Annotated in this window: 20 protein-coding genes; 10 read left to right on the forward strand and 10 right to left on the reverse strand. The window is 54.4% G+C overall.

The window, feature by feature from the left end; genetic code table 11:
• Window positions 1-13: 13 nt before the first annotated feature.
• Window positions 14-1,105: a DUF2817 domain-containing protein gene (locus PAT9B_RS21625; protein ID WP_013511410.1), complete on the forward strand. Its 1,092-nt coding sequence runs from the start codon at window positions 14-16 to the stop codon at window positions 1,103-1,105.
• Here PAT9B_RS21625 and PAT9B_RS21630 read toward each other — a convergent pair.
• Window positions 1,090-1,863, reverse strand: coding sequence for a 2OG-Fe(II) oxygenase (locus tag PAT9B_RS21630; protein WP_013511411.1), 774 nt, complete (start codon window positions 1,861-1,863; stop codon window positions 1,090-1,092). The genes PAT9B_RS21625 and PAT9B_RS21630 overlap by 16 nt on opposite strands.
• A gap of 99 nt (window positions 1,864-1,962) precedes the next feature.
• Here PAT9B_RS21630 and PAT9B_RS21635 point away from each other — a divergent pair, with 99 nt between their 5' ends.
• Window positions 1,963-2,871 (forward strand): LysR substrate-binding domain-containing protein, encoded by a 909-nt coding sequence (locus PAT9B_RS21635; RefSeq protein ID WP_013511412.1) that lies wholly within the window; start codon window positions 1,963-1,965, stop codon window positions 2,869-2,871.
• Here the strand turns inward: PAT9B_RS21635 and ctlX are convergent.
• From ctlX to PAT9B_RS21665, 6 genes are all read right to left on the reverse strand, one after another.
• Entirely contained in the window at window positions 2,834-3,790 is a 957-nt protein-coding gene (ctlX, locus tag PAT9B_RS21640) for a citrulline utilization hydrolase CtlX (protein ID WP_013511413.1), read from the reverse strand. The genes PAT9B_RS21635 and ctlX overlap by 38 nt on opposite strands.
• Before the next feature lie 63 nt (window positions 3,791-3,853).
• Window positions 3,854-4,741, reverse strand: coding sequence for an arginase family protein (locus tag PAT9B_RS21645; RefSeq protein ID WP_013511414.1), 888 nt, complete (start codon window positions 4,739-4,741; stop codon window positions 3,854-3,856).
• Window positions 4,742-4,758: 17 nt separating this feature from the next.
• Window positions 4,759-5,451 carry an ABC transporter permease gene (locus tag PAT9B_RS21650; protein ID WP_013511415.1) on the reverse strand — a complete coding sequence of 231 codons (693 nt, stop codon included), beginning with the start codon at window positions 5,449-5,451 and terminating at the stop codon, window positions 4,759-4,761.
• On the reverse strand, window positions 5,448-6,137 hold the full coding sequence (locus tag PAT9B_RS21655; RefSeq protein WP_013511416.1) for an ABC transporter permease: 690 nt from the start codon (window positions 6,135-6,137) through the stop codon (window positions 5,448-5,450). Before PAT9B_RS21655 ends, PAT9B_RS21650 begins: the two co-directional genes overlap by 4 nt.
• Window positions 6,138-6,142: 5 nt before the next feature.
• On the reverse strand, window positions 6,143-6,910 hold the full coding sequence (locus PAT9B_RS21660) for a transporter substrate-binding domain-containing protein (protein ID WP_150105836.1): 768 nt from the start codon (window positions 6,908-6,910) through the stop codon (window positions 6,143-6,145).
• 59 nt (window positions 6,911-6,969) lie between these two features.
• Complete coding sequence (locus PAT9B_RS21665; protein ID WP_013511418.1) at window positions 6,970-7,569, reverse strand: helix-turn-helix domain-containing protein; 600 nt, start codon at window positions 7,567-7,569, stop codon at window positions 6,970-6,972.
• A 300-nt stretch (window positions 7,570-7,869) separates the two neighbouring features.
• Here PAT9B_RS21665 and PAT9B_RS21670 point away from each other — a divergent pair, with 300 nt between their 5' ends.
• The 7 genes from PAT9B_RS21670 (at window position 7,870) to PAT9B_RS21695 (ending at window position 12,981) form a co-directional block, all read left to right on the forward strand.
• Window positions 7,870-9,171 (forward strand): SLC13 family permease, encoded by a 1,302-nt coding sequence (locus tag PAT9B_RS21670; RefSeq protein ID WP_013511419.1) that lies wholly within the window; start codon window positions 7,870-7,872, stop codon window positions 9,169-9,171.
• Between the two features lie 48 nt (window positions 9,172-9,219).
• Window positions 9,220-10,089, forward strand: coding sequence for an AraC family transcriptional regulator (locus PAT9B_RS21675; RefSeq protein WP_013511420.1), 870 nt, complete (start codon window positions 9,220-9,222; stop codon window positions 10,087-10,089).
• Between the two features lie 39 nt (window positions 10,090-10,128).
• The gene (locus tag PAT9B_RS21680) at window positions 10,129-10,536 is read left to right on the forward strand and encodes a DUF2000 domain-containing protein (protein WP_013511421.1); all 408 of its coding nucleotides are present in this window, start codon (window positions 10,129-10,131) and stop codon (window positions 10,534-10,536) included.
• 41 nt (window positions 10,537-10,577) lie between these two features.
• Window positions 10,578-10,733, forward strand: a complete 156-nt coding sequence (locus PAT9B_RS30990) for a hypothetical protein (RefSeq protein WP_190274680.1) — start codon at window positions 10,578-10,580, stop codon at window positions 10,731-10,733.
• A gap of 328 nt (window positions 10,734-11,061) precedes the next feature.
• On the forward strand, window positions 11,062-11,700 hold the full coding sequence (locus tag PAT9B_RS21685; RefSeq protein WP_013511422.1) for a hypothetical protein: 639 nt from the start codon (window positions 11,062-11,064) through the stop codon (window positions 11,698-11,700).
• Window positions 11,701-11,807: 107 nt separating this feature from the next.
• Complete coding sequence (locus PAT9B_RS21690; RefSeq protein ID WP_013511423.1) at window positions 11,808-12,476, forward strand: hypothetical protein; 669 nt, start codon at window positions 11,808-11,810, stop codon at window positions 12,474-12,476.
• Between the two features lie 52 nt (window positions 12,477-12,528).
• A complete protein-coding gene (locus PAT9B_RS21695) occupies window positions 12,529-12,981 on the forward strand; it encodes a hypothetical protein (protein ID WP_223300498.1) in 453 nt (150 codons plus the stop codon).
• 49 nt (window positions 12,982-13,030) lie between these two features.
• Here the strand turns inward: PAT9B_RS21695 and PAT9B_RS21700 are convergent, their stop codons facing one another.
• On the reverse strand, window positions 13,031-14,386 hold the full coding sequence (locus PAT9B_RS21700; RefSeq protein ID WP_013511425.1) for an amidase: 1,356 nt from the start codon (window positions 14,384-14,386) through the stop codon (window positions 13,031-13,033).
• Window positions 14,373-15,224 carry an MBL fold metallo-hydrolase gene (locus PAT9B_RS21705; RefSeq protein ID WP_013511426.1) on the reverse strand — a complete coding sequence of 284 codons (852 nt, stop codon included), beginning with the start codon at window positions 15,222-15,224 and terminating at the stop codon, window positions 14,373-14,375. Before PAT9B_RS21705 ends, PAT9B_RS21700 begins: the two co-directional genes overlap by 14 nt.
• A 70-nt stretch (window positions 15,225-15,294) precedes the next feature.
• Between PAT9B_RS21705 and PAT9B_RS21710 the strand changes: the two genes are divergently transcribed.
• A complete protein-coding gene (locus PAT9B_RS21710; RefSeq protein WP_013511427.1) occupies window positions 15,295-16,224 on the forward strand; it encodes a LysR family transcriptional regulator in 930 nt (309 codons plus the stop codon).
• Between the two features lie 5 nt (window positions 16,225-16,229).
• Here PAT9B_RS21710 and PAT9B_RS21715 read toward each other — a convergent pair whose 3' ends face one another.
• Complete coding sequence (locus PAT9B_RS21715; protein ID WP_013511428.1) at window positions 16,230-16,931, reverse strand: SDR family NAD(P)-dependent oxidoreductase; 702 nt, start codon at window positions 16,929-16,931, stop codon at window positions 16,230-16,232.
• Window positions 16,932-16,962 lie beyond the last annotated feature (31 nt).

Genomic DNA, 16,962 nt, shown 5'->3' on the forward strand with positions numbered 1-16,962 from the left:
GAATCTGAACGCTATGTCACTACCGCACTACCTCCCCCAGCGTAGCCGCTTTTTGGTTGCTGCCGAACGCAAAGGCGCAGTTATCACATCCTATGCCCATCCGTTGCCTGGCCCGCAGGGAGAAGCGCTCTACACCGATGTCGCGTTAATCGGTTCGCCCTCCGCTTCACGTCTGATGTTGGTGGTGTCAGGCACCCATGGCGTTGAGGGCTATTACGGATCGGATTGCCAAATTGCCTGGCTGGAGGCGCTGGACGTTAATGCCTTGCCCGATGAAAGCGCCGTACTGCTGATCCACTTGCTCAATCCGTGGGGGGCCGCGCATTTGCGTCGGGTCAATGAAGACAATCTTGATTTGAACCGCAACTTTGTTGACTTCAACCAACCACTGCCCGCCAACCCGGATTATGCGCAGTGGCACGGAATCTACCACGGCGATCGTGCCAGCGCCGATCAGCAGCTGGCGGCAGCACTGCATCATGATGGCTGGCACGCGGTAAAACGCGTCGTGGAAGCGGGGCAATATGTTGCCGCCGACGGCTTCTTTTTTGGCGGTTATCAGCCAAGTTGGTCGTACCGCACCATGCAAACCATCATTGCGGCACATCTGTCGCGGGCTAACACCATCCTCAGTTTTGATCTGCATACCGGCGCGGGGGCGTGGGGGCATCCCATGTTGCTGTCGATTGCCGAACAACGTTATCCGGCTCACGACTGGGGCAAGGAGATTTACGCTGAGTGGCTGACACTGCTGTTCACCGGTGCCGGACGTGATAGTGCTACCGGCGTGACTGCCACGGCGACCGGTTATCTGTCGCAGTTTCTGCTGACCGCATTGCCCGCGACAACCCTGTTGCCGCTGGTGGTGGAGTGCGGCACCTATGCCGGAGAAGAGATGCACGGGCGGGTGCGGGATGATCATTGGCTGCATTTATATGGCGATCCTGGCAGCGTTGCGGGGCAGGCAATCAAGCAGGCGCTGGTGGAAGGCTTCTGGCCTACGGATGCAGACTGGCGCGCGCTGGTGGCGTTCCGTACTCAGCAGATTTTTCAGCGGGGTTGGCGTGCCCTGAATGACACGCCGGTTGTTTATAGCCGCCCGTAAAAGGTCATGCGTGCGGTTTCTGATAAGGCAATCCCCGGAGCGGTGTTATACGCCAGCACCGCCAGCATCCGCGTAACTTCGCCCTCGGTCGGGGTGACGCGATGTAATGAGTTGCGACCACGAAACAGCACCAGGTCGCCTGCATCAATCGCCAGCGCATCCACCGGCTGGCGTTCATCCAGCACGGCGGCGACACCGTCATAGTTCATCTCACCGCCATCGGCATCGCGCAGATCCTTCACGTACTGGAACACACCGCCCGCCAGCGGTTTCTGCACCAGCAGGGTGATAGCAAATGATGAATTATCGAAATGCCAACCCAGCTCCTGGCCGTGTGGGGCGTAATGCAGGTTGATGGAAGACAGCGGATCGGCATACGGATAGAGCGCCGCTTCGCCTAACACCTCGCACAGAAAGGACTGAAATACCGCATCATTATAGAGTCGACGCAGCGGGGAATCCGCCCTGATGGCGTCATCGGTAATACAGCCTTTGGTACTGATCACCTCACGATTGCGTGGATGATCGGCACTTAAGGCGTCATCCGGTTTCATCAGATAGACGTTATGTTTGCTGACGGTGTGATAAGCCAGATGGCGTTGCGCGTTACCTTCCTCGATGATGGCTTGCAAGGCGGCGGGTGATAAAAACTGGCGTAACACCAGCGCGCCATGTTGGTTTAGTTGTGCACGGCAGTGCTGACGCCAGTCGTGATCGGCCAGCGGGTGCAGGTCCAGACGTACCAGAGACTCAGGCATAACAACAATTCTCATGATTAGCAGGTGTGATGTTACTCTAACTGCGGCCAGCGTGGCCGTGTAACGATAAATACTTAATACCCTGATAAGGAAGCCTTAATGCCTGCCCAAGCGCCGCGTCTGCCAAAAATCAGTGTCATCCAGTCATTCAAGGTGGCGGCCGAGTTAGGCAGCCTGGCGAAAGCGGCGGCACAACTGGCGCTCACCCCGGCAGCGGTCAGTCAACAGATTCGCCAACTGGAAGAACAATTGGGTAGCGCGCTGTTTTTGCGCACGCAAAGCGGCGTCATGCTGACCGATACCGGCAAGGAGTATTTACGCTATGTCACTGAAGCATTTGATATTCTGCATCTCGGCCAGCAAAATATTCGCCATGCAGCGGTGACACCCAAACTGACGGTGTACGCATTGCCCGCGTTGGCGTCGAAATGGTTATTACCGCAACTGGCCGCCTGGCGTGCTCATTGCCCGGATATCGACCTCTCGCTGCACGGCACGCACGCGCAAGTGGATTTCACCGCTATGCCTGCTGATTTTGTCATTTGTTTTGGCGAAGATCGCTATCCGCAACTGGATAAGCAATGGTTGTTTCATGACGAAGTACTGCCGGTTGCCAGCCCGGCGCTATTGCAGCGCTACGCCAGTGCCGACGTCTTCAACCATGCCCCGTTAATTCACCTGGACTGGGGCAATGAGGGGCGATTTTTGCCCGACTGGCGCAGCTGGTTTCAGGCGAAAGGCCGGATGGAACCGGCACCGCAACCGGCGTTTAGCTTTAACCTGACTTCACTGGCGATTGATGCGGCGGTAGCCGGTGCCGGGCTGCTGCTGGGGCAGCGACGTTTGATTGCGGCAGAGTTGGCGCGTGGGGACCTGGTGGTGGTTGATGAACTGAGCCTGCCACTTAGCAAACCTTATTTTCTTGCCTGGCCACAGCGTACCCTGAGCCAGCCAGGCTGTGAGGCGATGATTAACTGGCTCCGTGCATTGGGCGCGGCGGGCGGTTAGTGATCGCTGGCGCAAAAATTTCTGCCAGCATGCAGCGAGCGCCACCGCCACCATGTTGCTCGATTACCGCGATCGGGGCGCGCACGATGCGGGCGTAAGCGCTCAGCATCTGTTGTTGTTCCGGGGTAAAGGCGTCCCAGGCCTGCTCAGACATGGCGATCACCGGATGTCCATCGCCATCATGCAGTTCGAGGATATTGCCGCAGAAGGCCTGCATTTGTGCCTGGCTAATGGCGATAAGGGTTTTCCCGCTCGCTTGCAGGCTGGTGATCAATCGATCACGCGTTTCAGGGTCAACCACGGCCTCCAGACACACCACGGCGTAACGGATGCCGACACTCATCATGACATTGGTGTGGTAAATCGCCCGACCTTGCGCATCCTGTGCAGTAAATTCAATCACCCGGTAACCGCTCTGCTGCTGCCACGCCTGCAAGACGCGCGCCGAGCTGCGTGACGATCGGCAGACCCAGGCGATGCGGTGCTGATGATCGCATACCAGTGACCCGGTGCCCTCCAGATATTCTCCCTGCTGCTCCCAGCCGCTCAGATCGAGGGTGGGGAGCAGGTGGAAGCGCTGTGCCAGCGCGGCGATGATCGCCGGATGGCGTTCACGGCGACGGTTGGGGGCTTCCATGGGAAACAGTGTCAGGCTGCCGTCATGCTGCAAGGTGATCCAGTTATTGGGGAACAGCGCATCCGGCGTATTATTGTCGGGGTGATCGTGCAATACCAGTACCTCAATACCGGCGGCGCGCAGGGCACTGACATAGCGATCAAAAGCCAGCTCCGCCTGTTGCTGTAGCTGCGCAGGGAGCAGGCTGGCATCCGCATGCTGAAAAGCATTGCTGCTGGCGGTTTCTGGATTCAGGCAAAAACGCCCTGGCCGCACCATAAATACGCGATTGGTGGTTTGCATGTTATTTCTCGTTATTTAACGTGGTCGAACCGGCGTGATGGATCACGCCGATTCGGGTAGCGACTAAGGCTGCTGGCTACCGTACACCGCGAAGGTAAAGGCCAGATACGCGGCCAGCGTGGAGGTCATATCGCCGACATCTTTCGTCGGATTCACTTCTGTAATCGCCATCGCCGCGCAATGGGGGGCCAGCATGCTCACCATCTGTAATGCCTGATCCGAGGTGATACCGCCTGGCTCATGCGCACCGGCACCTGGCGCATAGGCGGGGTCGACGGAGTCAATATCAAAGGAGAGGAAGAGATGGTCGGCGTTTTTTACCCGTTCCAGCGCTCGGCGCACGGTTTCTTCTGGACCGATTTTCAGCACTTCACGGGCGCTGAGGTGGATGAGATCGTTATCGTGCTTAAATTTGCCGGAAGCAGGGAAGTTGAAATGCCGCTCGCACAGTTGAATACAATCCGTGGGGGCGATGCGTTCCAGCTCCAGTGAACGGCGCATCCCGCTCGACTGACTGTGGCGGCCCTGCATTTCACTCTCATCCATCAAATCGAGATGGGCATCAAAATGGATAATGCCGATACGGCCTGGCAACGCATCATGAACGCCATGGGCCACCGGGAACAGCAAGCTATCGTCACCGCCGATCATAATAGGCACACGGCCCGCCGCGATGGAGGCCATCACCGCTTCGCGGGTGGCAGCAAAGGTTTTCAGGGTATCGCTGGGCACGACATCCACGTCCCCCCGATCCACCAGCAATTGCTCGCCCACCGTCATTTCACTGTCCGTTTCCAGACAATATATTTTTCCCTGCTGAATACGCATATTGATCCAGCGTGCGCACTCGCGCACTTTAGCCGGTGCATAACGCGATCCCGGCCAGCCCAACGTGGCTTCGCCATCAAAAGGGATACCCCACAAATCAAATTGTCGTGTGTTTGTTGTCATATTTTCCTCGATCCTGATTAACGACGTTTACCGTTGAGATAACTCGCGTAGCGTTTTTCTAAATAACGAAATGCCAGCACCAGACTCAGTGTCAGTACTAAATAAATTGCGCCAGCAGTGACATAAGGTTCGAACTGAATGTAATAATTAAGACTAATATTACGCGCCACGCCAGTTACCTCCATCAATGTTACCGTACTGGCCAGCGAGGTGGCGTGCAGCATCATAATGGTTTCATTGCCATATAAGGACAGTGAACGGCTTAGCATCGCCGGAAATAATATCCTTCGTGCCAGCGTGGGGTAACTCATGCCAAAAGCTCTGGCGGCTTCAATTTCTCCCGCAGGCAGGTGGCGCAAACCGCCGGCGAAAATTTCCGTGGTATAGGCGGCGGTATTCAGAATAAAAGCCAGTAATACGCAAATCAGTGGGCTGGAAAGCCACGGCCAGAGAAAACTGGCACGTAATAAATCAAACTGCGCCAGACCGTAATAAATTAAAAACAGCTGGATTAATAACGGCGTTCCGCGAAAAGTGGTGGTGTAGAGAAAAATCAACCCGCGCAGGGGACGTGGCGCACTGTCACGCGCCAGCGCCAGCAGTACTGAAATGACAAAGGCGATGGCCAGCGAGACCACGGTGAGCAGCAGGGTTAACGCCGTGCCGTGCAGGTACATGGCGAAGTTGTCAGCGATAATATCCCAGCTCATGGATTCGCTCCCCGCACCGCCAGCGTGTAACGCAGGCTGAGACGGTGCAACGCGGCGACCGACAGCAGGGTAACCGCCAGATAAAATCCGGCTGCCAGCAGATAGAAGGTAAAGGGTTTGCCGGTGGACTCCGCCGCCCCTTTGGCGCTGAACATGATGTCCTGTAATCCTAATAATGAAGCCAATGCCGTCGCCTTAACCAGCACCAGCCAGTTATTGGTAAAACCGGGTAATGCCAGACGGATCAATTGCGGCAGAATAATACGCAGGAAAATTGCGCGCCCGGTAAAACCAAATGCCTGTGCGGCTTCAATCTCGCTGTGGGGAATATTGGTTAAGGCATAGCGAAACGTTTCCGTCATATAAGCGCCAAAAATAAACCCCAGCGTCACCAGGCTGGCAATAAAGGGGCTGAATTCGACGGAATAATTCAGCCCGATATTTTCCAGGCCACTATTTAACAGGGCAGGCACGCTGTAAAAAACCAACAGCATTAACACTAAATCTGGAATACCCCGAGCCAGCAGAGTATAAGGCGTGACAATGGCCTTAACCCAGCGGATGCCAGATTGTTTTCCCAGTGCGCCCAGCAGTCCAAGAATGACGGCTAATAATAGCGAGGCAAACGCCAGTTGTAGCGAAACCCATCCCGCATTCAGGACCATTAAATAGTAATTACCCGACATGACGTTTACTCAGCTGTAAAATACTTCTTATTAAGTGCATCCAGTTCGCCATCGGCGCGAACCTTTGCCAGTCCCTGATTGATCTTTTCGACCAGCGCGGTGTTTTTCTTATTCATCGCGATCCCCACCCCTTCACCAAATTCCGGCGCGTCTTTCCCGGTCAGGCGCGGGCCAACCAGTTGATAATCTTTACCGTCGTCTTTTTTCAGGAAACTATAAATAATCTGCGCTTCATAGCTCATGAAGATATCAGCACGCCCGGCGGTTAAATCGAGGTAGGGTGCGCTGCCGCCGTCATAACGTTTGATGGTACTGCCCGGATAATGTTTGGTGACGAAGGTGTCCATCGGTGTGCCGGTCTGGACGGCGATGACTTTTCCTTTCAACGCTTCCGGGCTGGTGTCGGTGAGGGTGCCTTTTTTCGCGACAAAGCGGAACACCGGATGATCGTAAATGTCGCTAAAAGCCATGACGCGGCGGCGGGCATCGGTGACGGTCAACTGCGAAATGAGCGCGTCGTATTTGTTGTTCATCAGGCCGGGGATCATGCCGTCCCACGGGGCGCTGATGACATTGCAATCCAGTGCCGCCGCTGTACAGATGGCGTGCATCAGATCGACGTCATAACCCACCAGCTTGCCGTTGGCATCAATCGATTCAAACGGCGGGAAGGTGGCATCAGTGGCGATGGTGATCGTGCCGGGAGCGGCATACAACGACCCGGCCAGGCCCGCAGCGGCGAGGGCCAGCATCAATTTTGCTATTTTCATCATTATTCCTCTGGTGTGGTGTTAAACGCTGAACAAAAAACAATGACAGCCATAGGCACGCCCTAATTGCCCGACGGTGGCGGCACGATGACCCAAATGGCGGTACACATCTGGTCCGGAGAGATGTTGTGCCAGGTATGGGGCAGTGAAGGTTTAAAGGTGAGGGTATCGCCTTTGGCGAGCAGGTAGCGCTGCTCCTCCACCACGATTTCCAGTTCACCGCTCAGGACATGCACCATATCGGCGGCAGCGTTCAGGGTGTAGGGTTCCGCGCCGGAACCGCCCAGCGGATCGATCTCGGAGTACAACACCATCATGTCGTCGTTAACCCCACCGCTGATGAGATATTCACGCATCTTTTCGCCGCCGAGGCTGATGGGGGTGCCTTGCCCGGCGGGCACAAAACTGGTCGACGGCGGATCGAACAGTTTGGCAGGCGTAATGCCAACGACTTCGCAAACCTTAAGCAGGGTGGCGATCGATGCCTGAGTGACGTTGCGCTCAAGGCGACTGATAAAGGACTTACTGACCCCGACTTTTTCCGCCACCTCTTCAATGCGCATTCCACGCGCTTTACGTACTGCACGCAGGCGTATCCCGACGTTAAAGTCTGGGGTATTATTTGCTTCCTGACCGTGATTATCCGCTTCGTCTTCTGCCATTTTCTGAGCCTGAGTTGCGTATTAGGTAACTTTTTACCTTAAGCAATGCTTGTGCCAGAGAAGTGCGTATCAATGCATTTTTTATTATCTATCTGATTTTATTGTTTAATGATCTATCCCTTCAATTTTCATGCTGCGGATCTTCGTCTCTAAAAAGTTACCTATCAGGTAATGCGATCATTTTATGTGCGCCTTTTGCACTAAAAAACGGCATCGCCCATAGCGCAACGCAGCAGGGATGTTGTAAAAGTTGCAGCAGAGGAAACTTTCTTTCCCACCCAGAAACGGAGTTCAGCGGCGATGATGCATATCTCAGATATCACCCTTACGGCACTGGTTGTCGGCATCACCATCTTGCTATGGGCCAGCGCCCGCTTACCTGAATATGTGACGGCTCTACTATTTTTCGCTGCCGCCATGCTGTTGCACATTGCCCCTGCCGCCAGCGTTTTCAGTGGCTTTTCCTCATCAGCGTTCTGGCTGGTGCTGAGTGGTTTTGTGCTGGGGGCGGCGATCCGCAAAGTGGGGTTGGCACAGCGCTGGGCAAATTGGCTAGTGGTGCCATTGAGCGTCAGTTGGTTGCGCATGGTGACTGGCGTGGTGCTGGTGAGCTATCTGCTGGCCTTTATCATGCCGTCCAATATGGGGCGTATTGCCTTGTTGATGCCGGTGGTGATGGCGTTGGGTGAGCAGGCGGGCATCCGTCCCGCCAGTCGTGGGGCGATTGGCCTGGCGCTGGCGGTGGGGTTTGCGACTTTCCAACTTTCCGCCAGTATTCTCCCGGCAAATGTACCGAACCTGGTGCTGAGCGGTGCCGCAGAGAGCGCCTGGCAACTCCACCTGCAATGGCTACCCTGGTGGTTGCTGCATATGCCGGTGTTGGGCATCGGCAAAGGAATATTGCTGATTGGCTGCATCACGTTGCTGTTCCCGGCCCGCCCCGAGGTGGTGCATTGTCGCAAAACGCTGCCTTCCTTTAGTGCCAGCGAATGGCGTCTGGTGATGCTGCTGGCGTTGACGTTGCTAATGTGGATGACTGACAGCCTGCACGGGATTTCCGCTGCGTGGATTGGCCTGGCAGCGGCTTGCCTCTGTTTATTGCCGCGCTTCGGTTTTCTTACCGGTGACGACTTTGCCAGCAGCGTGAATTTCCGTACCTGCCTGTATGTGGCGGGTATCCTCGGTGTGGCGGCAGTGGTCGTGGAGTCTGGCCTGGGAAACCGTATCGCCCATGCCTTGCTGGCGTGGTTACCGCTGCATAGCGACACGCCATTTAGCAATTTTGTCACGTTGAACGGCTTGGTATCACTGTTGAATTTTCTCCTCACTGCCAATGGTGTACCGGCGTTGGTGACACCAATGGCGCAGGATTTAGCTACGGCGTCGGGTTTCCCGCTTTTGACGGTGGTGATGTTACAGGTGTTCGCTTATGCGACACCGTTGCTGCCTTATCAGGCTTCACCGGTGGTGGTGGCGATGGGATTGGGCAACGTACCGGCAAAGGCCGGGTTGACCTTGTGCGTGGCGCTGTTTGTCCTGAGTACGCTGCTGTTGCTGCCGCTGGATTATTTATGGTTTCAGCTGTTGGGGTATTTTGCGTAGTCCCCTGATATAGTGGCCGCTTTCCCCTCCCACGTCTCAGGAGCCGCTATGTCAGCCAGAAATGCCAAAGCCAGCCGTAGCGACTGGGTGGATTTTCGCCGTGATGATGAGACCGGTATCGAAAGCGTCAACGCGCATTTTTGCGGTCATGCCTATGACCCACACGATCATGACGAGCTGCTGGTTGGTGTCACTCAACAGGGGCTGCAACGCTTCAATTGCCACCGGGCGTTGCATACCAGCACGCCGGGCAGGTCCATCCTGATTGAACCCGGGGCGGTTCATGATGGTCATGCACCGAATACCGAAGGTTTCACCTATGTGATGCTTTACCTGCCGCAGGCGTGGGTGGCGGAGATGATGCAGCAACGTGGATTCGGTAATATCGCCAACATTGAGGCCGCTTTCCGTTCAACGCTTAATGATGATGCGCTGCTTGCCAACGCCATTCAGCAGGCGTGGTATGCGGTACATCACGCAGAAGGGCGTCTGGCGCGTGATCAGGCGTTGGACCATTTACTCACCATGCTGTCACGTCATCTCGATCCTCAAGCGCGTCAGCAACGCCCGGTGGCACAGGCCTCAATGCAGCTGCTGCGCGACTATCTGCACGACTTTATGGCCGAGGATATCGGGCTGGAGGATCTCGCGCGTTTGTCAGGCATTGACCGTTTTCGTCTGACGCGGCAGTTTAAGCAAGCTTTCGGCCAGTCGCCCCATGCGTATCTGGTGCGCCTGCGTTTGCGCAGTGCCCGTAACTTGTTGGCGCGAGGGGTAGAACCGGTGCAGGTGGCGTCACAGGTCGGTTTTTCTGACCAGAGCCATCTTGGACGCTGGTTCCAGCGTGCCTATCGCATGACTCCGGCTTCTTATCAGCGACAGTGCACAAACGTTCTAGATCGTTTGCTACCAACTTGAAGATGATAGGGTTTTGACCCTTACGGAGAGTTGTTGCAGATGTTTGATACAAAAATCGCCCTGATCGTTCGTGATGATTTGGCAACCTGGCAGCGGTTAAATGTGGTGGCGTTTCTGGCAACGGGCATTGCTTCTGCTGCGCCAGAGATGATGGGCGAACCCTATGTTGATGCGCGCGGGCGGCATTACGGCAATATGGCCGGGCAGCCGATGCTGATCTTTGCTGGTGATCTGCCAGGTTTGCAACGCGCCCATCGTCAGGGGCTGGAACGTGAATTGACCCTTATCCCCTATGTTCACGCCATGTTTTCCACCGGCCATGATGCGGCTAACCGTGAAGTCTTCCTGGCGGAGGATGCCGATAATCTGGACCTGGTGGGGATCGCCTTGCGTGGGCCAAAGAAAGCCGTTGATAAAGCGATAAAGGGATTATCGTTGCATGGCTAATCAGTCATGCTAACGCACAACAGATAAATATCCTGTGGCGCGTGCTGATTATTTTTGGCTGGATTGCGGGTGTCATCCGGCAATCCGGCTGGTTATTATTTTTCCATGGTGGTTGTGAATGTGAAATCACCATGGAAAATGATAATTCAAAGCAGGTTAAAAGCAAGAAAGAAGAGGAAAAATATTTTTTATCTTAAAAATCATGTCATTGATTGATGCGTATGGATAAGAACGCGCTTGCTGTTTTAACATTATTTTTTGTTGAAAAATAAATCTCCTTAAGATAATTCCTTCATGCCTCCCTCTGAAAAGATAAAGATTATTCGTAAACTTCGACTTCTTTAAAGTGCCAAAAAACCCCAAAGCTCGATATTTATAAATTAACATCACATCGGATGGGTGGTGAAAATATATTTGCACAATTAAAAAATGCGACAATAATAATGTCGTTCCAACATGGAATGTCGTTGTAAATAGATCGTGGATGCAGATGTTATTATTCATTTACTCTGAAAGGAAAATCCTATGTCTTCCTATTCTATCTCTGTGTTAAATTCCAGCGGCGCTGCCGCCAATATTGCAATTTATCAAACCTATCCCAGCCTGTTGGCCGCAGGAGGTTTGCCTTTAGTCTGGCTTACGCAAAATGTTAATGACGGAAATACCAACACCTACAATTGGTCAATCAATTGGGCGATGAACTGGGGTACATCGGAAGATGTGTTGTCTCCGGGTATTTTATGGAGTTCCGGTGGGCCGATTCAAAATATGGATCCTGTCACGTCCAGTGGCAACAATGCAATGGGTGTGACTTACTCGAATGGCCAGTTCCAAACTTCACCGACCGCCTACCATAATGCTCAGGTAGCGAGCGGAAGTATGCTGGTGGCAACGGATACCACCTTCACCGTGGCACAATCGAAGAAAATGAGCGTTGCTGTTTACATGAACTCTCTGCCAACCTTTGCGATGCAAGGCAAGCCTAACGGGAACTATCTCTTTGATACACATCCGACTTACTGGATTTGTACCACGGATTCCAAACAAGGCGTGGCCGTGTCGGGCAATTATGTGAGTAGTCCTACGCAGTTCTCTTTTGCCGATGGTGTTACATCATTGAAATTTGAGCTTAACGAAACGCTGCAATTTGTTCAGATTTCTTAAGTCTGATTTCACACAGCGATTGTTTCCGAAAACCAATCTGCGTTGTTGCAGATTGGTTTTTCGAAAATGGCGGCCATCCTTGTTTGCCTTGAGAAGGAGCTCGTGTTGTGACTTATTCTGTGCAAGTGACCAATAACAGCGGTGCATCACAATATATCGCGATATTTCTGGCTAATGCATTAGGTGGCAATGCGTTTTCTCTGGTCTGGCGCGTCAGAGGAACAAATAATGGTGGAAGTGTGTCATTTGACTGGGATCAAACCGCTGTCAGTTTAGGTTGGGGGAATACATCGCAGCCGCTCGATGTGAATGTCCTGTATACCTCCGGCCAACCTGCAGTAGCCGTTTATCCGTCCAATATCGGCGGATTGAATGTTTTGCCTGTGCAATATAATAACTATGGGTTTTTCTCCGGTACGCCTTACGCAAAAAGTGGTATATATAATCAGGCAGAAATAATCACCGACAGTAGCTTTACTGTGTCTGATGCAACCAATATGAGTGTTGCTCTTTATATGAGTGAGTTTCCGGCGTTAGCATTACGCGGTGCGCCGAATACGCTTTATTATTTTGATATGACACAACTTAGTTATTATCTGACGGTGACAGATTTCGCGCAAGGGGTCGCATTGCCACAAATGAATGATCCCCTCGGGAGTCGGCGCTTAGCTACCTCAGGTACCAGTATGAGTACGCCGGTTAAAATTGCCTTTGATCAGGCCAATACCGAGCTTAAATATACGCTTAATAGCAATTTGAATTTTGTGAAAGTCTGACTCTTTTCATCATTATTATCTGCGCCGGGTAAGCAAAATTAAAGATGTTGTGATGTTGCAACAAGCCGCTGCACTTTTTGCAGATTATTATGGAAAAAATAAGGACGCTAATAGTATGAACACAAAACAACGCTCTGGTTATCTGGTGGCGGGCATCATTTTCAGTAGCTTTTCTGCCATGTCTCTCCCTGCTTTTGCCGTTGATCTGCCATTTAGTGCCAATTGCACGGCCTATCAGCAGATTCAGGTGACGGCACCGAATACCGGCATTACTTTCCGCAAAAATCCGAATAGCCCTGCAACTCGGGCTGCCACTGCGACTGTGTTTGCTATTCAGGGAATGCATAACATTAGTTTCCCGGCAAACGCCTCATCCTGTTTCTTCGCCGTTCAGGCACCAAACACGGATAGCTACTGCTTCCAGGCCTCCAACAACGCGGCAGCCTTTACCAATATCAATGCGGTTGCCAACACCAATGTGGCTGGCGCACCCAACTGTCAGTAATGCCTCGAAGGTTGAGCCTTGCCCGCTGCGGCGGCAAGGCTCAATTTGCTTATCGGCCAATAGCCGCCATGCGTGCTGCCGCCTGTAATAACAGGTCCTCCCGACCACGCAATGCCAGCAGTTCCATACCAATCGGCAAGCCTTGGGCAGTAAAACCCACGGGGATACTGATCGCCGGTGCACCTGTGACGGCGGCGAGCAGGGCGTTACTGCCTGGCTGTAACTCACCATGTTTGACCGGCGGATGTTTCACCACCGGATAAGCCAGCAGGTTAATTTTGCGTTGGGCAAATAACTGTACCAGGGTTTGATACAGGGTGCGTTGACGCAATTGCTGAACGGCATAGCTGTCACTGGCTTTGCCGGGATGATTGGCTCGCGCGGTGAACACTGCCTCTAGCTGCGGATGATGACGCCCGGATGTGACCACCTCCGCGAGTGTTTTACTTTCTGCCTGCGGTTTATCCGCCAGCCACGCGGCCAGTGCTTCAGCAAACTCCCACGGGATGATATTGGCATCGGTAGCCAGGGTCTCAAGCTGGGGGAAGGCGATCTCCTGCTGATTGCCGTCATCACTGGTCAGGGCCGCCACGGCGGTAGACACGGCCTGATTGATCGCTGTTTCTTCAGCGGCAAACCCCTCCAGCCACAGGCCGATACGCAGCGGTTCATCATGTTGCGCAAAACACTGTCCACTCAGGATCTCACTGACAATACGCAGATCGGCAGGATTGCGTACCAGCGCGCCAGGGATATCCTGGGTAGGCGAGAGCGGCACAATCCCCTCGATACTGATTGCGCCGTGTGTCATGCGCAGACCGTAAAGATGGTTGAACGCGGCAGGAATACGTACCGAACCCGCCGTATCGGTGCCAATCGCCAGCGGGACGTATCCTGCCGCCACGGCGACGGCGGAACCGCTGCTGGACCCCCCCGGCGAATGTCCCGCCAGCCAGGCGTTGTCGGTAAAACCGCTGAGCGACGACGCTCCCGTAATACCAGCCGCCAGTTCATGCATGGCGGTCTTACCCAGCAGCACCGCACCTTCCGCACGCAGTGCTGTGACCAGCGGGGCGTCCTGCTCTGCAATCACGTGACGCAGCAGCACCGATCCGGCGCTGGTGGGCCAGCCCTGCACATCAATGTTGTCTTTGATCAGCACCGGGATACCCTCCAGTTTGCCTGGCGCTGCTCCGTTGCGACGACGTGCGTCACTCTCAGTAGCCGCCACCAGCGCCTGATCGGCAAACAGCCAGGTGATGGCGTTGTAGCGTGGACCATGTTGATCGGCTTCGGCAATGCGCCGCAGCGCGAATTCCGTGAGCTGACGGGCCGTCGTGGCCCCTTGCTGTAATGCATTGTTCATGTCGCTCAGCGACGCACGAAGATACTCAGCGTATTGCATCCGGTTCAGCCTCCAGCGGCATCCAGTGGGGCAGCCCATGATCAGCAGCGATGACTCGGCCACATGAGCTGGCAGAAAAATGCGAACTGAACCAGATTGCCTGATGTTGCAGGCACCAGTCTATCGCCAGTTGCCTTGAACGTACCGCCTGCGCTTTATTTTCACAAAACACCGAGTTCCATTGGGGGTAGGTGAACTGAATCGGATGGTGCATCACATCTCCGGAAAAAATTGCCTGCTGGTTGCCACTGGTGAGCAGCAGCGAGGCGTGATCCACGCTGTGTCCGGGGGTCGGCAGGTAACGCAGCACGCCGGCAAACAACGGTGAATGCGCAACCTCTACCGTTTCAAGCTGACCGCTGTTGATCAGCGGCAAAATGCTGTCGACGTATAACGCCTGCATGGCTGGCGTATGCTGACAGCGCACCAGCTCTGGTGCGGAGCAAATATAACGGGCATTGGGGAACATCGGTTGCCAGCGGCCGTCCTGCCAGTGCGTGTTCCAGCCAACGTGGTCGGTGTGAATATGGGTCATCAGTACCAGTGTCACCTCATGCGGCTGAACCCCTGCCTGGGCCAGATGTTTGGCATAGTCAGTTTGCAGTTGATGAAACAGGGGTTTATGGTCGCGATCGCGCTGATTACCGGTTGCGGTATCGATAATAATGACGTCATCGCGGGTACGTATCACCCAACTGTGGATCGACAATTCTGCCGCTTGCTGTGCGAGGTCCACGGGCATCTCAGCAAGGTGATCCGGATACAACGCAGCAAAGGGTAGCGCGGCGGTTTGTTCAGTGACTTTTTCGATCAGGCAATTGCCGACGTGAATGTGCATTTTTGACTCCCGGCCAGTGTGTATCACCACTATACTGAGACCCGTTTCATTATTTAAATCGATTGGAATCATGGAAATCATCAATGAAAATGATTTAAGTCGGGTCGATCTTAACCTGCTGGTGGTGTTGCTGGTGATGTATGACACCCGCAGCGTGACGGGTGCTGCGCAGCGGCTCTACCTCGGCCAACCGGCAGTGAGTGCCGCCTTGAAACGGCTGCGCGAGCTGTTTGGCGATCCGCTGTTTGTCCGTTCCTCGCAAGGGATGATGCCGACCCCGCGCGCGGAACGGCTGGTGCAGCAGTGCGCTCCGCTGTTGCAGGACCTACATCGCGTTATCTTCAGCACACCAGCCTTTAATCCGCGCACCGACCGCTACAGTTTTCGGCTGGGCATGAGTGACTGGATCGAGCAGTGGCTGATGCCCGATTTACTGGCGGAGTTGATGATGGAAGCGCCGGGTGTGGATATCACCGTGCTGTCTGCCGATCCCTGGCAGGCCGTCCCTCTGATGGAGAAACAACTGGCCGATGTGGTGGTGACGGTCGGTAACCCGGTCAGTCGTGACCTGACACGCGCAGAAATTGCCCATGCCGGATTCAGTACCTTATGGGACAGTGAGCAAATCCCCCTCACTACAACACTGACGCTGGCGGAGTTTGTTCGCTACGAACATGTGCTGGTCTCTTACCGTGGTGCGAACGAAAGCGCCCTTGATGAACAGCTTCAGCAGCAGGGTGCTGCCCGACGGGTGCGTTATGTCACGCCGCATTTTTCCGCGCTGCCGATGATGCTGAAGCGTTTACCCCTTTTTGCTACGGTGCCACAGGGGCTGGTACGCAACTGGTGTGAGCGTTTTGCTTTGCGTGCGGCTCCCGTACCGGTGGTGATGCCGGACTACAGCTTGTCGTTACTGTGGCACAATGCGCGCCACGAAGATGACGCGCATCGCTGGATGCGGGAAAAGCTGCGCCAGTTGGTACTGCGCAAACTTGCATAGTGTGCTTACCACGGCACCTCGCGTCCGAGATAGTCGAGGTAATGCAACCCACTACGGCCTTGCCAGGCTTCCATGGTGTTGAGCAGGTTGGGGATGCTTTCATCGATGCTCAGCCGCGCTTCAGGCCCGCCCATATCGGTACGCACCCAGCCGGGTGCCATCAACAATAAGGTGCGACCATCACCCTGATGGCGTGCGGCAAAGCTACGCATCAGCATATTCAGGGCAGCTTTGCTGCCGCGATAGACTTCGTAATTGCCATTGGTGTTATTGGTCAGGCTACCCTGGCCGGATGACATCACCGCAATGGTGCCACTGGCAGTGACGTTGTCTTTGAAGGTTTCAATCACCCGTAACGGGCTGAGCGCATTGGTTACCATTACGCGAATAAATTCATCGGTGGTGACATCGGCGATGGTTTCGCCATCGTTATTTTTAACCCCGGCGTTAACGAACAACATGTCAAACTCGCGCCCCGCCAGCCGTTGATGCAGTGCCTCAACCTGTTCGGGTTCGTTGATATCGACACTTTCGACACTCAGTGCCGCCGGATAGCGCGTTGCCAGCGCCTCCAGGCGCGCCGTGGAATGCGCACGTCCGGTCGCGACCACCTGATAGCCACGTTGTAACAGGGTTTCCGCCAAGGCAAAGCCCAGCCCGCGTGACGCGCCAATCAGCAGCACACGCGGGGATGATGATGTGGTCATAGCAATCTCCTGTAATGAGGTTTACGACAAC

The organism is Pantoea sp. At-9b, assembly GCF_000175935.2.
Lineage (GTDB): Bacteria > Pseudomonadota > Gammaproteobacteria > Enterobacterales > Enterobacteriaceae > Pantoea.

Bases quoted from the DNA above. Each gene is read 5' to 3' on its own strand.
- PAT9B_RS21645 (WP_013511414.1), bottom strand. From the start codon at position 4,741: ATGACAACAAACACACGACAATTTGATTTGTGGGGTATCCCTTTTGAT.
- PAT9B_RS21700 (WP_013511425.1), bottom strand. From the start codon at position 14,386: ATGCAATACGCTGAGTATCTTCGTGCGTCGCTGAGCGACATGAACAAT.
- PAT9B_RS21670 (WP_013511419.1), top strand. From the start codon at position 7,870: ATGATGCATATCTCAGATATCACCCTTACGGCACTGGTTGTCGGCATC.
- ctlX (WP_013511413.1), bottom strand. From the start codon at position 3,790: ATGCAAACCACCAATCGCGTATTTATGGTGCGGCCAGGGCGTTTTTGC.
- PAT9B_RS21635 (WP_013511412.1), top strand. From the start codon at position 1,963: ATGCCTGCCCAAGCGCCGCGTCTGCCAAAAATCAGTGTCATCCAGTCA.
- PAT9B_RS21685 (WP_013511422.1), top strand. From the start codon at position 11,062: ATGTCTTCCTATTCTATCTCTGTGTTAAATTCCAGCGGCGCTGCCGCC.
- PAT9B_RS21660 (WP_150105836.1), bottom strand. From the start codon at position 6,910: ATGATGAAAATAGCAAAATTGATGCTGGCCCTCGCCGCTGCGGGCCTG.
- PAT9B_RS21650 (WP_013511415.1), bottom strand. From the start codon at position 5,451: ATGAGCTGGGATATTATCGCTGACAACTTCGCCATGTACCTGCACGGC.
- PAT9B_RS21710 (WP_013511427.1), top strand. From the start codon at position 15,295: ATGGAAATCATCAATGAAAATGATTTAAGTCGGGTCGATCTTAACCTG.
- PAT9B_RS21655 (WP_013511416.1), bottom strand. From the start codon at position 6,137: ATGTCGGGTAATTACTATTTAATGGTCCTGAATGCGGGATGGGTTTCG.
- PAT9B_RS21625 (WP_013511410.1), top strand. From the start codon at position 14: ATGTCACTACCGCACTACCTCCCCCAGCGTAGCCGCTTTTTGGTTGCT.
- PAT9B_RS21705 (WP_013511426.1), bottom strand. From the start codon at position 15,224: ATGCACATTCACGTCGGCAATTGCCTGATCGAAAAAGTCACTGAACAA.
- PAT9B_RS21665 (WP_013511418.1), bottom strand. From the start codon at position 7,569: ATGGCAGAAGACGAAGCGGATAATCACGGTCAGGAAGCAAATAATACC.
- PAT9B_RS21715 (WP_013511428.1), bottom strand. From the start codon at position 16,931: ATGACCACATCATCATCCCCGCGTGTGCTGCTGATTGGCGCGTCACGC.
- PAT9B_RS21680 (WP_013511421.1), top strand. From the start codon at position 10,129: ATGTTTGATACAAAAATCGCCCTGATCGTTCGTGATGATTTGGCAACC.
- PAT9B_RS21675 (WP_013511420.1), top strand. From the start codon at position 9,220: ATGTCAGCCAGAAATGCCAAAGCCAGCCGTAGCGACTGGGTGGATTTT.
- PAT9B_RS21695 (WP_223300498.1), top strand. From the start codon at position 12,529: ATGTTGCAACAAGCCGCTGCACTTTTTGCAGATTATTATGGAAAAAAT.
- PAT9B_RS21630 (WP_013511411.1), bottom strand. From the start codon at position 1,863: ATGCCTGAGTCTCTGGTACGTCTGGACCTGCACCCGCTGGCCGATCAC.